Genomic DNA, 15,225 nt, shown 5'->3' with positions numbered 1-15,225 from the left:
AACAGCTGAGTAGCGGCGGGAATATCTTCGCTCTTTACCACCTTGCCGATCACATCGTCTTTTTTCTCGGAGATGTAAAACTGATACAGCCAGCCGATCACTTCGACCTGCTCCCAGTCTTCTTCAGGAATAATGTCCACCAGCCCGCGCAGAATGGAGTCGGTGCGAGTCAGGTTATCCGGCAGCACTAACTCAATTTCATCATTAACAGCTTCGAACAGGAAAGGCATCGCGCCATGAAGAGCATGGCACTGGGCAAGCAACAGTTCACGGTACAGCTCTTCGTCACGATCGCCCGCCAGCTTCATCTCCACCAGACGCGCTTTGTCCAGCCCAAGAGCATCAGCCACTTCCGGCACATGATCCAGAACCTCAAAACCCCCTTTCAGCGTCGGGTGAGACAGCATACGGAAACCGTGATCAAGATAGCCATGCAGCTCCATATAGCGAATAGCGCAGAAGCGGTTAAACCAGGTGTAAGCAATGTGTTCCACCAGCACGTCGTAGCCCTGCTTATCTGCTCGCTTGACCAGACGCTCACGGCGTGACGCCAGTTGCTTATCCAACGAGAACTGACCATAACGCACGCTGTCGCCAAGATCGGTTGCTTGCGCAATTTGCAGGTTGCCCTTTTTATCGGCCTCAATACCCAGCGTGGTCAGTCTTTGCATGACCGCATCGCGGAACTGTTTACGTGCCACCGGGGCGTATTTTTTGATATTTGACGTATTCATGTGAAGTCCTGAAAAGGGCAGACAACGTCTGCCCTGAAAGTGGGGAATATTACTGAAGCTGAACGCGTTCGCCTGCGTTAATGGCATCCATTAGCGTTTTACGGAGTTGCTCCAGGGCTTTGTCTACCTGTTCGGCGTTATCCAGCGTTGTCACACCCGCAGCTCGTTCCATCGTTTTACGCGTGTTCACGTAGATGGTCTTTTTCAGCTTGGGTTCAGGCTTAACTACTGGATCGATAATCCCTGGCTGAGGGACGGTTTTTGGTTCAGGCACTTTCTTACGCTGTTCTTCAACCCAGCCGTTCAGTCGTTCGTTTGCTTTGAATTGTAGCGCCCGAACCTCAGCCTGTTCTTCCATAATCTGTGGGATCAGACCGTTCTGCTCCACTTTCTTACGCGATTGCTGCATCGGATGTAAAAGCGAGTGCTGCAAGTCAGCAGGGACGTGCATCTCCTGCATGCTTTGCTTCAGCTCATTGATATGGTTATCTATCTGCTGCAGCGCATGGCTTCGGTATTCTTCCACCAGACGCTGGTTGATGGTTTCAACGGTTTCAATCAGCGGAATAATCCGGTGTAGCTCTCCGTAAGGTCGTGCCTTGCTGTAGATACCTTCCAACTCCTGCAAAGCCTTTTGGGCCGTTTCGTCTTTATCCAGCGCGTTACGGTTAGCTTTAAAACTTCCATTGAACGCCATACTCAAGCGCTGCCATGTGGCATATTGGTTTTTGTAGAAGCTGACCAAATCGTCCCAGTCTTCCGAGAAATCTTTAAGATCGTCAGCCGCTGCGGTGATTTTTTCAATGACCGCGTATTCCTCTTTCTCGTTGAGGATCCCGTTCAGCAATACCAGCCCTTCTTCTATCTCTTTACGGCCAGGGTTTTGTCCACCCTCTGCACGAGTTTTAAAAACGGTCAGTTCGCTCTTCCAGCGGCCAAAGAGTTCGCGAATATGAGAGACCAGCGGCTGCTCCTCACGCTCGTTAAACGGTTCTCCAGCAATATCAGCCATCAGCTGCGCAGCTTTAGTCAGCTGTGCTTCGTCATGGCGACGAACTTTATGCAGACGCAAATCGCTGTAACGACGTGAATTATTAAACGCATCCCACGCCTGCTTCAGTGCGATTTCACTGCCTTGTAGAGTGAAGCTGTATTTACCGCTGCGTGCCAGCCGAGCAACCAGCAATTTGACTTCATCTTCCGGCCAGCCAAATGGGCGACGGCCAAAAGTGGTGAGTATATCCCGCAGGTAAACTGGCTTATGAGTCTCAATACTCATACTGATCCAGTTATCCACTTCACGCATTGCCTCAGGATTGGATTCCTCCATTTCCCCGAGGTCGAGCTGGGTATCATTTTCTACTGTCAACAGCGCGTGAGTTTCACGATTTACGTCTCCGGTGCTAAGACGCAGCAATTTTAGTTTAGAGAAACTGTTCTCGATAACGTAACCGCAGGCTGCATCCACGATAGCTAACGGCGAAGAGGATTTCTTATCCAGCCGTTCGCCCAGCGCCCAGACATCAGCTTGAGCCAGCAAGCCTTCAATCTGCGCCTTCAGCGTTTTTTCGCGCATGCCATTTTCACGGCCTTTTTCTGCCAACAGAGTTGCCTGTTCCGGACGCTGTCCGCTTTGCTTGCTAAGGAAGGCTTTGGTCTGCGCGTACATGGTCAGGTCTTGCCAGGTACGAGCCTCATCAGGCAGACAAATTAAGATGCAGTCCTTACTGTCCGTCATCAGCAGACTATTAGAATGCGCACCCTTATAGCTCTCGTAGTTCGAGTCCAGTGGTGTGAGCACCTTAACCACCAGATCGTTAAGATTCGCACCATCCAACGGATGTCCGTTACAAAAACGACTGATATCAAAATCCTGCTTATTGGCCGGATAGCGAAATCTTTTGTTTTTCAGGATCTCTTCGAAAATGATCGTTGAGAGTTGCTTATTGATGGTGGTGAATTCCACGTCAATATTGCGAATTTCGTTTTCAATCTCTTTTTCTTCGTTAGTGAGAAAAACAAATTTGTCATCAATACGCGAGATCAGCATCTCAGCCTGCAGACGATTAAGACTGGCTTCAATCTGTCGACGGAGTTCCACTTTATCAGTATCAATACGCTCAATAGAGAGCGTGACGAGATTGTCGAGAGTACTTTTCAGCACATCAACGTAGCGGATCAGGAATAACGTTTTCAGCAGTTTGCCATCAAATTCCGTCAGTGACGGAGACTGGCAGGCCTGAATGATAGTGCGGCTAACTGCAGGTTCCAGGAAGCTTTCAATCGCAGAGTAGAAACGCCAGAACGGGACCAGACTATCCAGGCCATCTTCAGAAATCTGGACTGCTGCCGACTGGAAGGCATCCAGCAGAGAACGCTCCCCCATTGCTAACTGCTTACCAGCCGCCCCTTTGGTACGAATGGATTCAAAGACCTTTTGCAGAATCTGGTAATGCCACGGTACAAACGGATAGTTATCCACGAACTCGCGGCTGTTGGTATAGGCACGCAGCGTAGCCGTGGTTGTCGTGTCAAACGCCAACTGGTTACGCAGAATATCGCCTTTTTCTTGCCAGACAGCTTCCAGCGCCGGAATTGCGGCATCGGTTTTCACCAACAAACGTTTCTGGATAACTTCTGAGGTATTAGAACTTGAGAGCTGTAAGCGCGTTGAGAAACGTCCCTGAATCTTGGAGAAGTCACGGCCATCTCCGCTGCTCATACCGCCGATTGCAGCATTGATGTCTGCCTGGGAGGTCACAACTACCCATGCGCGGCCACCGCAAATAACGCCCAGATCTTCTGTGATGGTTTGCAGCTTCAGCATCATCTGCCCATCTTTGCCAATGAACTGACCTACTTCATCGACCATAAACAGGATGTTACGGTTGCCCTGGCTGTCGAGCCACTCTTTCACCCATGTGCAGAAATTTTTGATATCCAGAGGGAAGTTCTTATCCAGTTGCTCGATCCACTGGCGAGAAGACTCTTCACTCTGGCCTGTAGCAACACTCAGCGCCTGAGCCATCTGATCGTTTATCATCAGATAAACATCACGCTCATCTTCCCAGCGAGAGCCAGTGATGTCCGCGAAGGCAGCTTTAAAGGTATCAAACTGTCCACGCTTATCGAGCTCACGCTCCAGGTGTGCAATATGCGGGAAGTCCCCACAATAACCAGCCAGTTCGTTAAAGACTTTCAGAAAGACTTTGAGGATGGCATCAACGCCATCTTCAACATTCGCACGTGAGTCAATATTGAATAGTACGACATCAGTCGGATGCTGAACCGATTTCCGAATATCGGCCAATAGCAGTGCATCATCAATTTTCTCTTCAAAGAAGGAGAGCGCATTACGCGTGACGCCATTGTGGCTAACTTCGCGGTTCGCCAGCAGATAGGAAAGGATCTTAATGAAGTGTGATTTACCGGACCCAAAGAAGCCTGAAACCCAGACGCCCATTTTGTCGGCAAGCTGTAATCTGCCTGGTCCAGTAGCAGGGGCATAGACTTCAAAGAACTGACGCAGGTGACCATCGAGCTCCCGAGTAATGACGTACTCATCCAGTTCTATCCAGGCGCTTTCGTCGTCGGTCTGCTCGGCTTTAACCACGCCGTTAATATTACGTTTTAGCGGTTTCTCAAAAATTTGTTCAATATTCATTGCTGTCGTCTTTTAACGAGGAGTCAAAGTCGCCGCCGGTCCGGTTTCGGGTACCAGTCTGAAGGCGCGGTAATAGTTACGGGAGTGAATGCCATCGAGTGGTGAAAGATCATATCCGCTGTAGGTGCCTGGATAGAACATCAGCAGTGGTGTAAACCCCATCACGTCCTGAAGCGCGCTCATTAGCTCATGACCACGAACCAACGGCCAGGCGTTACCGAGGCCCGTCAGAATAACAAATTGCTGCGCCGGAAGATCGACAGTGCGCGCAATATATTCCGCGATTTTTTTCTGGCTCAGTGGGGCTGCCAGATGCTTTTTCAGTGTTTCTAGGCCAAGTTCAGGCTCTCGCTGGCAGATACGGTCAAAGAGCTTACGTTCCTCCAGCATCTCAACGATGACCTGGAAGATATTTAACGTTCTATAGGTGTACTTTTTATCCAGTTTTTTGAATAAAAAGTGAAGGTATTCGCGGACCTGAAGCTCTTGCTTTGCCGGATAGTCAAAAATCCAGAAGCCAATCTCATTGCCGGAACCTTGGTTTTTCAAAAAACGGTCGTCGCCGATACGTTCTTCTAACTGCTTTAATCGATATTCAAGGATCGGGTCATTCATGCGTTACCCTCCAGAATAGGGAGCAGTTCGGCTTTGTTTAAACGATGCAAGGCCGTTGCAACATCTGGTAGAAGGAAAACGTTTTGTAAATTGCGGCGGCGCGGGCTATCCAGGTAACCAGCTTCTGCCAGAGCCTTAATCAGATTGTTACCCATTTTTTGGATAGATGAATCAGAGAAAGCAGCCAGCTCCGGGTGCAATCGCAGATTCTCATCCACAAATTCACTCCAGCAGTTCATACCAAGTTTTTCTTTAAACTGTTGACGAGCCGGATTTACGACATCAGCAACAAACTCCGCAACTATTGGAGACTGGAGCATCAATGCAACCAATAGCATTTGTAGACGCTCGCTTTCACTGCCATCAGCAATCAGTTTCCAGCACTCCCGATCCAGGGTCATTAATCGCAGCCTTAAGGTTCGGGCATAACGATTTGCAGTGCTTGTGGAGGAAGCCTGAAGAATATTTTCATTGATTATTTGCTGCTGCCAGGTCGTTTCATCTGGTTCAGAAAGCAACAGTTCAGCAATGGTTCGGCTCTCTCGGACCATCAACGAACCGCCCAGCAGATCGCCAATCCAGCGTTTGTCATTTTTTATCATGGTGTTTGTCATCAAAAATCCGGAATGCTGCTCGCAAAAATCAAGTAATGATTGTAATCGGCATGCAGGTGATATGCCATGGTTAGGATCAGAACAAATGGGTGATTTATTGATGATGATTATCGAGTGATCCTGATCATAGATTTAGAGCGCAGTTTCCGATTTGATGCCTTCACGAAGGCCTCACACTGAGTGAGTTTAAGAAAAGTAACTGAAGGTAAGCTAGGATGTCGAAAGCCAATAATCCGGGATTTGTCTTATCACCTTACTCCCAGAAAAAAATCCTCAAAGCATTAGGAACTCACCAACAAAAGACCGACTCTACTGCTAAACGACATGGGAAACCGACTCGCTTTAATATTGCGACCAGTGATTACGATAATCTCGTTAGCGGCGAGCACGGTCCGCTGCTACTAAAAGTCCGGAGGGGAAAAATCGTCACCGAAAAACATTACTGTGCTGAATGTCACAGTTACATTAGCCCAATCCGGGCATATGCCGACAGTAACTATGGAAAAGTGCATCTTTGTACACCTTGCCATCTTGCAGCGTTCAACCGTAGCTTTGGACACGCGGATGCTATGCCGCTCAAGTTGGATCATGCTCATGCACATAAGGGGAAATGGTAACGATGCTCCTACCAAGTGGTTTTAAAAATGCCCCTACCAACACAAGTTAATATTATGTTTTCAAACAACATTATATATTTTATATGACGCATCGCAGCAGCAATAAAGTAATCCTCCTCCAATACCTGTAACTCATTACAGGAGTCGCACGTTAACCATTAACTGATCAGAGCAGCTATCTCCCAGATTATGTCTAAAAAGATCGTTAACTAAACTGATCAGGTTAGTTGTTTTAGCAAAAACATCTCACACCGGTTTTCACCATCAACAAGCACGACACGCAACCAACAACACAAAAAGGAAAACTCCATGCCCCCACACAAAATCCGCCAGGAGTGGCTGACGCTGGACGAGGCCGCAGAAGTCATCCGGCAGCACAACATCACGTTGCTGCCCGCCGACCTGATCCGCCATGCCCTGCACGGCGATCTGCCTCTCTCGGTCTACTTCCCTTCTCCCGTACTTCTGAGACCACTCAATCCTCCTTGCCGCTTTGCCTGCCGATTCAGCAAGCCACCCTTTCCACCTTCGCAATGCAACAAACCCGGCAACCGCAAAGTGATGGCGAATTCTCCGCCGTGCAGACGCGACCCGACTCTGCAACTGACCACCAGCCATCTGTGGAATTTGCCGTTAATCGGCCTTGAACGTCTGTTGCTCCACCAGCAACTGGCGAAAACGTTGAATCGCCCTTGCCCCAATGATACCCATTGCTGCAATCAGATTGGCATTGTGGTCTGCGATGAGAACGACAGATACTACCAGCTCTGTCGTCGCAAATCACTGAGGAAACTATTGATCGAACTTCTCGCCACGCAGAACAGCCTCCAGGAAGAACTGCACCAGTTGGTCGGCCAACTGTATGGCAATGGCCGCGATAACCTTAAATCCCGACTCACCCTTTCAGTCTGCTACTTGCAGGACACGCTGCCTCCTGACGCACTGTTCGTTATCCGCCGCACTCATCTCGAAGCTTTCCTGACCCGTCATCAGCCGGAATCAAAGGAGCGGATCACCTCCGCGCTTTCCCGCTTGCTGTGGCTGGCCTGCAAGCACAACCCACAGTTGGAGGATGAAATGCTGGAGCATCCCTACAAACTGCTGAACATTTTCGAATGCTGGGCGCGCGAGGACGGTATGCACCTGCCGCTGAGCCCCGAAACGTTGAAAGCCGCACTCCAGCGCGGCGCACCGCCGTAACGCGATCAACTAACCATTTCAACTAACAACTCTCACTACCCCGGATAAGGATTTTTACTGCCTGGCAGGGACGCTGCTGCTTTGATAACCACGCCCATCGTGCTGATGTGAACGAATCTGGACACAGGAGGAATGGTTATGAATAGCGACAGATTTTTACGCTTACGCCAGGTGGAAGACAAAATCGGCTTCGGTAAATCGTGGATTTACCGGCAAATACAGCTGCAACAGTTTCCGCCGTCCATTCGACTCAACAGCCGCCACGTCGCCTGGCTGGAAAGCGAGGTGGACGAGTGGATCCACCAGCGCATCCGACTTACCCGCGATGTCTAAATGCCGGAGGAAGATTATGTGCGCTTCACACCTGCTCAACCGCTGGCTTCACGGCGTCAGCAATACCGGAGAACAGGAGATGGTCCAGGTCAGTCTGGAGCAAATCCAGCCGTTCTCCCTCAATCCCCGCGTCACCCGCAACCCCGGCTATGACGTGCTGAAAGCGTCAATTCTTGCCCGTGGACTGGATAACCCGCCGGTGTTGACCCGTCGCCCCGGTGATGAAAAATATATGCTCGCCAGCGGCGGGAATACGCGCCTCGCCATCCTCAATGAACTGTGGCAGGAGACGCAGGATGAACGTTACCACCGAGTCTGCTGGCCGTTCAGACCGTGGCCGGAAACGCTGTCACCGCAGCAAGGCGAAGTCCAGTGCCTGATCGGCCATCTGGCGGAAAGCGACCTGCATAACGGATTGATGTTTATCGAACGCGCGGAAGGGATCCTGCACCTGCGCGATCTTTACCTCGAGGCAGGCATTGAATGCCCGACGCAGCTGGCGCTGGCGGAACAACTCACACGCGACGGCTATCCCGTCAGCCAGTCGCAAATCAGCCGGATGCTACAGACCGTCGACTGGCTGCTGCCCTGCATCCCTAACGCGCTATACGGCGGCCTGACCCGTAAGATTATCGATCGCCTGTTGGCGTTACGCAGCGCAGCGGAACAGGTCTGGGCAAAGCTGATGCCTCTGGAATGCCAGCCCGAATTTTCCGACCTGTTCAGCACCGCCCTAGCCACCTTCAACGGCGAGCCGGAAGCCGTGGTACCGCAACTGGTGCAGGACGAACTGCTCGGCGAGATGAGCTGTCGCAGCGGCATGAGCTGGAATACGTTGCTGGCGGAACTGACCGATGGCCAGAGCAAGCGGCAGGTGCTGCTGGGGCCTCCAGCCGAAAAGGTCCTCTGGCCGCCACCGCCGGAAGCGGAAAAAGCACCACTTCCAGAGCCTGAGCCACCGACTGAACCTGCCGCGCCCGGCGAGCCAAAGCCCTCACCGCTGGTGCATACGGCACGGTCGCTGTGTGCCTGCTGGGGACTGGATGCCTGTATCCAGCCGGACGACAGCGCGCTGGCCGGTTTCACCCTCGCGCCCTGCCACGATTTTCCCCACCCGGCGGCACAGCGCTGTTACCAGGTGCTGGCCGCCCTGAATGGCGACACCAGTACGCCGATGCCCGCCCTCGAATTGTTGCTGTCGCCGGACTACGACAACGCTCAGGTCCAGCAACTGATGCAGCTTATCAGCCTGTGCCGTCAGCGGCGGCTGTGGGAGGTTCGCCATGACGCCCTCAGTTAACCAGGCAGTGCTCACCCACATCGTCCAGGCGCTGAAGGAGGGGCAGATCCGCTACTGCGAATCGCTGGGCTTCAGCCCACAGGAGCTGTGCGAACTGACGCGTCTTACTGCTGACGACATCCTGTTTCTCAGCAACAGCGCGGTGCAGTTCATCACCACCCACATTGACCACGATATGCTGGGCCGGATGCTGGCGAGGATGGAGCAGGAGCGGCTGTTCCAGCAGCGTCTGGAGGAAGCGCTGTCGCTCGGCGCGTCCATCGAATTCATCAACCACTACTTTGGCCTTTCCACACCGGAGGTCTGCGCCCGGCGACGGCTGATTGGCCTGTTTGTCCGCCAGGGGCGCAACAATGCTCCGGATGAGCACATAAGCGAACGCTTCACCCAACCGTGATTTTTTCGACAGCGTGGCGCTTTTCTCTATCAGCCAGTCATGCAGGGATGTCAGCAGCGGCTTACTCCGGGATTGTCGCACTGCCAGCCGTTCTTTTACCGCAAGCCCACGTATTTCTTCCTCGATAGCGTACAGCTCACCGATCCGTTTCAGCGCTTCCTCTGCAGTCGCCGTTTGAGTGTAACGATGCGGTGACCCCATTTATAATGCGGTCATGATGTTTTTACAACATGGTCAAAGAGTTAGGTCGGGCATTTTTGGGTTGTCGCCAGTCCAGCTTGTCGAGAATCATGGCAAGCTGGGAGCGGGTGATGGCGACTTTGCCGCCACAGACAGCGGGCCAGATGAACCGGCCGTCCTCCAGCCGTTTGGTGAACAGGCACAGGCCATCCGCATCTGACCAGAGGAGCTTCACGGTATCACCACGACGGCCCCGGAAGATGAACAGATGACCGGTGAACGGGTTCTCATCCAGAATATGCTGTATCTGCTCGCCCAAGCCATTGAAGGATTTGCGCATGTCGGTGATACCGGCGACCAGCCAGATTCTGGCGCCTGACGGTAGCGATATCATTGTTTTAACTCCTGTATCAGCATTTTCAACAGCACGTCGCTGACGCTTCCGTTGAGGCGCAGCGTGCCATGCCTGAAGATGACCTTACATGAGAGATTCCGTTCCTCACTATCAGGCTGAAGTTCCCGGCTGGAAACGGCGTCGTCAATAACGACAGGAACAAGCGCTGACTGGAGTGGCTGGCGCTCATCAGGAGGACGAAGTTTTCCCTCGCGCCAGAACTGACGCCATTTGAACAGCAGATTGTCATTAATGCCATTCTCACGAGCCAGTTGCGCCACTGAGATGCCGGGCTGATAAGAGCGCTCAACCATATTGAGTTTAAATTCAAGGGGAAAATTTGGATGTCGGGGTTGCCTGACTGCGGGGGATGATTTCATGGATAGTGTCCACTAAATGATAGTGGACACTATACTGTCAGATATTTCAGAAGGGGAAAGACGGCTTTGGCTGGATGTTTACTCCACATTCATATGACGGGCAGATAATGGTTTTTTTATCCGGGCAAGTCCTCGCTTAACTGCCCGGGCCATAATACCGTCAACCGCATTCCAGCTGAGCTTAAGTTGTTTCCTAACATCATCAACGGTGTTGATTTTCAGCCATGAGAGAACGAACGACTCGAACAGTAACGTGTACCGGGTGCCAGGCCCTGCCCACAGAACAGGTAACGTCTGGCAGACATGCTCCGGACACATAATGCGGGGAACATCGGCTTCGACAATCGTGGTGAACTGGCAAGTATCAAGATGGCGCCATTTACGATGACGGTGATCGTGAACAGAACAGGATTTACCGCAGGTCGGCCAGGCTAACTGGGTGTTTTCAGCGATCCCAACACTGACGTTAACAGAACCGGCATTTTCATCGAGAGAAAGGGACTTTACCTGCCACGGAGCGGACGGGTTGAGAACATGAGCGTAGAGGGACTGTTCGTCCATTGCAGTGACCTCTGGCGATTAAATACACCATTATCATGCCTTCAGCCACCACAACAAGGGAAGACCCTTTTATATACAGTATTATTTGAAATGTCAGATATTTCAGGTCAGACATTCAATCAAGATTCCTCATAAGCAAATTGCTGATTTTCTTTACATACTATAAATTAGGCACTTACGGTTGTTAGCTCATAAATATGATACACAGCTTCCGGAAATGCAATGCATGATCGTTTTGTGGTATATGATAGTGGGAGTGTGAAATTATCCTTACTTAACAATTGGATAGCAAGATTGGTTTGCTCTATCGAAAATGAGATAACGAATATGAATAATAGTAAAATGATAGATGTCAGAGGAAAGTATGTCTTCATTCAAACAGCATTTTGAAGAAAACTCTGTAACCTTGTGCGCAACTTTTGTATTGGCCAGCTTTAGTGCTGGATTTGGCGCTTGCGGATACGTCTTGGATCCACCAAAGCGAATTCCCGTTTCTTTTTCAGTTGATGGGGCTATGAACATAGAACAAGGACATACCCAGCGAATGTCTGTGCTCCAAGCATCTCTAGTAGAGCTTGAGAAGAAGGTCAGTGACCAGTTTTGGATTAATTCTTACCAGGTTGAAGTACAAAGATTCTTCAGAAAGGATTAGGCAAGATATGGTCGTGAAACAAGCCTGTTACCAATCGGCAATCAACGCACTTTAAAAAAGTGTACTGATGCCTAAAAATTCATTCAAGTCGACGCTGGTTCGCGATATGGTTTAATTCAGAAATTACATGTCTAAAAGGAAAGCAAATAGATGAATAAGATAAGTGAAGGAAAGAAGAATAGTTTCTTTCTGGCTGGCGCTCTAATTCTAGGATTAATTATTGGTATGGTCTTATATATGACCTTAACAAAGATTGGTGACTATTCAAATATTGTCTCTGCTTTTGTTGGTGCCTTAGTCGCAGTCTTTGTTCCTATATGGCAAACCTATGTAGTCCAAAAATCCCGCTTGTCATTGGAAGTGAATGGAATTAGTCGAAAAGTTTCTGAGAAGGCTAAGATTTCACTTGATGAACATTCTGAACTAGTATTTCTTAGAAAAATAAAAGGACGAGAAAGTCGAGGGCCTCTTTTAATTGTCGATGGTGTTCCAAAAAGAACCCCACCTGATAGATCTATCTCACTTGAGGAATTGGAGGAATTACTAAACAAAGCAAAACAAGAATTGAAGGATGCGCCTGAGAAAATTTCCGAACGGAAAGCTGATTTGGAAAAAATAAATTCCTTTACGAAGGATAATTTTACTAAATATGAATGTAGCAAACTCAATCGGCCGCTTCACCCTGAGATTGAGTACAGTTCTGACAATGTTGAGTCAACTTTAGAAGAATTCAAAAAACACTTCGAAGAAAGCCTGAATGAATTAAAGGAAAAACATGATGAACTTCAGTCTTCTATTCCTGCAATTGAAAGAAAAGTCCATCAAATTAAAACAGAACTCATTGAAAATAGGTCGTTTTTCGAAATTTCCGCAACTCTAATCAATTCTGGCAGGCTCAATACCTCAATTAAAAGACCAGCTCTTTTTCGAGTCTACATAGGAAAAGAAAATTATATTGATTTGAAATTGACTCTTAATGATTTTGAAGTTAAATCGGAAATATCTCCAAACTCTACGGTTGTTTGTACTTTTTCTTCTACTGATATATCACAATTACCAGAAGAAGACAGGAAGCTTATTAATACCTATTGGGGGCAGAGTGTTCAGTGCAAACTGTTCGTAGAAGATGTTCATGGCGAGCCTTCTGGTTCGAATTCAATTGCATTTTCAGAAGGGTTATATCAGAAAATAATCTTTGATCGTTTGGCTGTCGTAGCTACAAGTAACAGCATTTAGAAAATGCCATAACATCATGACTGTAACATTGGACTCGCCACGAATTGTTAGCCTTTGTGGCGAGATATAGCATCACAAAGAACGGGATCTAGCATTGATGATAAAGCTAATTGGAAAAGGGCACATGCCACTTATCAAGTGACACAGGAGTCACTGTTTTCTCTTACTAATTGCATCTGGCGCTTTGCAACTTTTGGCTCTGTTAATGGAAAATGCATAACAAGGTTCAGTTCACTAGTTGCGCGGCTGGGACGATTTATCCTTCGCTTCAGCCGCTTCAAAGCTTAGTGCTAACGTCCGTTCCTCGCTCTTAGCTAACGGTCAAATTTAACTACCTACGGGGAGGGCTAAGCTAAACCACAGCCAATATTTTCAGTCTACGTAAATGCCGGGTTGCTTTGCTCCCGTTGCCTCCCCGACATAAACAGCCCTGCTCTAATAATAACTAAATGCCAGCATCACTCTCCCAACTCCACCTCATCCTGCGCCGCCATCAAAACCAACTCTGACTTTGACACCAGCAAATCTTTCGGCTTCCCACCTCGCAGCCTGCGGTTTGCCGAACCGAACCAGATAGCCAGCCCCCACGGTGTTTTACGCTCCTTAAACAGTGAGAGAATCAAACGGACAACCTTAAGAGGCCGCATTTTCTCATCCAGAACATAATCCGGGTACAAATCCTCCCCGTCGACCTTCAGCGAGAATATCTTCCCGGCGGCTTTCCAGCCTTTCGGGCCAGCATCAGGATCGGCGGAACGAAAACCCGCTTTTGCGGATAATTCAGACGCCGTCAGCCAATCCGAGTCAGCCAGTATTCTGGCTTTCAGCTCCTCCAGCTGCCGGTCATTGCGCTCCTGAAAGCTCATATGGTCGAGTGCGCCTCCCGACTGCTTTTTAAAGCCGTACGGCACCACATGCCTGAACCGGTTTGCATCCAGATAATCTGCCCACCACTGCATCATCTCCCGGCGCTCTTCCAGGTGCTGCGCCTTGTGGATATACGCCGCCCGCACGCGCTTGCGCTCCTGATGGCTCATCTGGCGCTCTACCGCGTCGCTTGACCACAGGCCCGACTCCACCAGCGCGCTACAGGCCATAGTGCGAAAACCGTGGCCGCAGACGTCTTTCTGGGTGTCGTAGCCCATCACCCGCAGCGCTTTGTTGATGGTGTTTTCGCTCATCGGTTTGCGGTAGTTATGATCGCCGGGGAATACCAGTTCAGTTCCCGGTCGGCAATGCTGCCGCACCTCGTGCAGCAGTTCGATGGCCTGACGTGACAATGGGACCAGGTGTGGGGAGTGCATCTTCGCCCCACGCGCTGAATATTTAACGCCGGGGATCGGCTCACGCTCGGCGGGGATTGTCCACATGGCGTTACGCAGGTCAATTTCATCCCAGCGGGCAAAGCGCAGTTCGCTGGAGCGGATAAACAGCAGCAGCGCCAGCTTTACCGCCAGTTGAGTCAGTTGACGGCCTTTGTAATCGTCGATTCTTTCCAGGAAATCAGGGATAAGATTCAAATCCAGCGCCGGGTGGTGACGTACTTTGGGCGTGGAGACCGCGCCGGTTAAATCCGATGCGGGGTTATGATCGATAATGCCGTTCTGGACGGCGTAGCGCATCACGCAGGCAGTGCGCTGCTGAAGCCGGGAAGCAACATCCAGCTTGCCCGCTTTCTCCACCTCTTTGATGGGTACCAGCAGGTCTTTAACCTTCATTTTGGTGATGTCACAGCTGCCGTTCGTGGGGAACACATAAAGCTCGAAGTAACGCAGCACCCGCTTCTTATGTTCCGCCGACCAGTTCACGTTACTGGTGACCCATTCGCGTGCCACAGACTCAAACGTATGTTCCGGCGTTATAGCAAGGCGTTCAGCCTTTCGGTGTGCGCTCGGATCGATGCCGGAAATCAGCAGTAATTGGGCCTCTTCACGCATGCGTCTTGCCTGTGCAAGCGTCAAAAGCGGATAAGGTCCTAAAGCGAGCTTTTTCTCTTTGTTTACAAAGCGGTACTTGATGTACCAGCGTTTTGAACCGTTAGGGTTAACCAGCAGGTAAAGTCCATGCGAGTCACTGAGCTTATACGGCTTGCCACAAGGCTTGGCGTGGACTATAGCGCGATCTGTTAGTGCCATTTGGGGGCCTCACTATTATCGAACTACGTCTAAGCCCCCAATTTGGCCCCCAAATCGTGTGGATGTCAATGGATGAAAAATGACCAACACGGAAAGACCACAAAATAAATATTGTTAGTGCCGAAAAATAAATTATCTTTGAATTACAGACGGATATGGACGAATTTGGACGAAAATGGACACAAAAAAAGCCACCCTTAGGTAGCTAATTAT

General features: G+C 49.9%; 12 protein-coding genes and 4 pseudogenes. 7 read left to right on the top strand and 9 right to left on the bottom strand.

Translation table 11 applies throughout. The annotated features are described in order from the left end of the window. From PGR23_RS15125 to PGR23_RS15110, 4 genes and pseudogenes are all read right to left on the bottom strand, one after another. A pseudogene (locus PGR23_RS15125) lies at positions 1 to 734 on the bottom strand (BREX-1 system adenine-specific DNA-methyltransferase PglX); the annotation flags it as partial. A gap of 49 nt (positions 735 to 783) precedes the next feature. Beyond that, positions 784 to 4,398, bottom strand: a complete 3,615-nt coding sequence (brxC, locus tag PGR23_RS15120) for a BREX system P-loop protein BrxC (protein WP_154062666.1) — start codon at positions 4,396 to 4,398, stop codon at positions 784 to 786. A gap of 12 nt (positions 4,399 to 4,410) precedes the next feature. After that, positions 4,411 to 5,013, bottom strand: coding sequence for a DUF1788 domain-containing protein (locus PGR23_RS15115; protein WP_154062665.1), 603 nt, complete (start codon positions 5,011 to 5,013; stop codon positions 4,411 to 4,413). After that, positions 5,010 to 5,627, bottom strand: coding sequence for a DUF1819 family protein (locus PGR23_RS15110; RefSeq protein ID WP_154062664.1), 618 nt, complete (start codon positions 5,625 to 5,627; stop codon positions 5,010 to 5,012). The genes PGR23_RS15115 and PGR23_RS15110 overlap by 4 nt, the downstream gene beginning before the upstream one ends. Before the next feature lie 215 nt (positions 5,628 to 5,842). Here PGR23_RS15110 and PGR23_RS15105 point away from each other — a divergent pair, with 215 nt between their 5' ends. The 5 genes from PGR23_RS15105 to PGR23_RS15085 all read left to right on the top strand — a co-directional run bounded on the left by PGR23_RS15105 (position 5,843) and on the right by PGR23_RS15085 (position 9,474). Further along, the gene (locus PGR23_RS15105) at positions 5,843 to 6,244 is read left to right on the top strand and encodes a hypothetical protein (RefSeq protein WP_154062663.1); all 402 of its coding nucleotides are present in this window, start codon (positions 5,843 to 5,845) and stop codon (positions 6,242 to 6,244) included. A gap of 309 nt (positions 6,245 to 6,553) precedes the next feature. After that, a complete protein-coding gene (locus PGR23_RS15100; protein WP_430915637.1) occupies positions 6,554 to 7,444 on the top strand; it encodes a hypothetical protein in 891 nt (296 codons plus the stop codon). A 138-nt stretch (positions 7,445 to 7,582) separates the two neighbouring features. After that, the gene (locus tag PGR23_RS15095; protein ID WP_430915636.1) at positions 7,583 to 7,777 is read left to right on the top strand and encodes a helix-turn-helix transcriptional regulator; all 195 of its coding nucleotides are present in this window, start codon (positions 7,583 to 7,585) and stop codon (positions 7,775 to 7,777) included. A 16-nt stretch (positions 7,778 to 7,793) separates the two neighbouring features. Next, a complete protein-coding gene (locus tag PGR23_RS15090; protein WP_430915635.1) occupies positions 7,794 to 9,077 on the top strand; it encodes a ParB family protein in 1,284 nt (427 codons plus the stop codon). Then, on the top strand, positions 9,061 to 9,474 hold the full coding sequence (locus PGR23_RS15085) for a DUF2857 domain-containing protein (RefSeq protein WP_430915634.1): 414 nt from the start codon (positions 9,061 to 9,063) through the stop codon (positions 9,472 to 9,474). Before PGR23_RS15090 ends, PGR23_RS15085 begins: the two co-directional genes overlap by 17 nt. On the opposite strand, the pseudogene PGR23_RS15080 reads toward PGR23_RS15085, so the two are convergent. The 4 genes and pseudogenes from PGR23_RS15080 to PGR23_RS15065 all read right to left on the bottom strand — a co-directional run. Continuing rightward, a pseudogene (locus PGR23_RS15080) lies at positions 9,442 to 9,654 on the bottom strand (IS66 family transposase); the annotation flags it as partial. The gene PGR23_RS15085 and the pseudogene PGR23_RS15080 overlap by 33 nt on opposite strands. 43 nt (positions 9,655 to 9,697) lie before the next feature. Continuing rightward, complete coding sequence (tnpB, locus tag PGR23_RS15075) at positions 9,698 to 10,048, bottom strand: IS66 family insertion sequence element accessory protein TnpB (RefSeq protein WP_430915633.1); 351 nt, start codon at positions 10,046 to 10,048, stop codon at positions 9,698 to 9,700. Further along, a complete protein-coding gene (gene tnpA / locus PGR23_RS15070) occupies positions 10,045 to 10,428 on the bottom strand; it encodes an IS66-like element accessory protein TnpA (RefSeq protein WP_430915632.1) in 384 nt (127 codons plus the stop codon). The genes tnpB and tnpA overlap by 4 nt, the downstream gene beginning before the upstream one ends. Before the next feature lie 81 nt (positions 10,429 to 10,509). After that, positions 10,510 to 10,989 (bottom strand): annotated as a pseudogene (locus PGR23_RS15065) (helix-turn-helix domain-containing protein); the annotation flags it as partial. Positions 10,990 to 11,353: 364 nt separating this feature from the next. Here PGR23_RS15065 and PGR23_RS15060 point away from each other — a divergent pair. Beyond that, the gene (locus PGR23_RS15060) at positions 11,354 to 11,641 is read left to right on the top strand and encodes a hypothetical protein (protein ID WP_430915631.1); all 288 of its coding nucleotides are present in this window, start codon (positions 11,354 to 11,356) and stop codon (positions 11,639 to 11,641) included. A gap of 150 nt (positions 11,642 to 11,791) precedes the next feature. Beyond that, a complete protein-coding gene (locus PGR23_RS15055; protein WP_430915630.1) occupies positions 11,792 to 12,877 on the top strand; it encodes a hypothetical protein in 1,086 nt (361 codons plus the stop codon). A gap of 890 nt (positions 12,878 to 13,767) precedes the next feature. On the opposite strand, the pseudogene PGR23_RS15050 reads toward PGR23_RS15055, so the two are convergent. After that, positions 13,768 to 15,012 (bottom strand): annotated as a pseudogene (locus PGR23_RS15050) (tyrosine-type recombinase/integrase); the annotation flags it as partial. Positions 15,013 to 15,225 lie beyond the last annotated feature (213 nt).

This window comes from Klebsiella sp. 141162 (genome assembly GCF_050600755.1).
In the GTDB taxonomy this organism is placed as follows: Bacteria; Pseudomonadota; Gammaproteobacteria; order Enterobacterales; family Enterobacteriaceae; genus Klebsiella; species Klebsiella aerogenes.
This window is presented reverse-complemented; position numbering and strand designations above follow the sequence as displayed.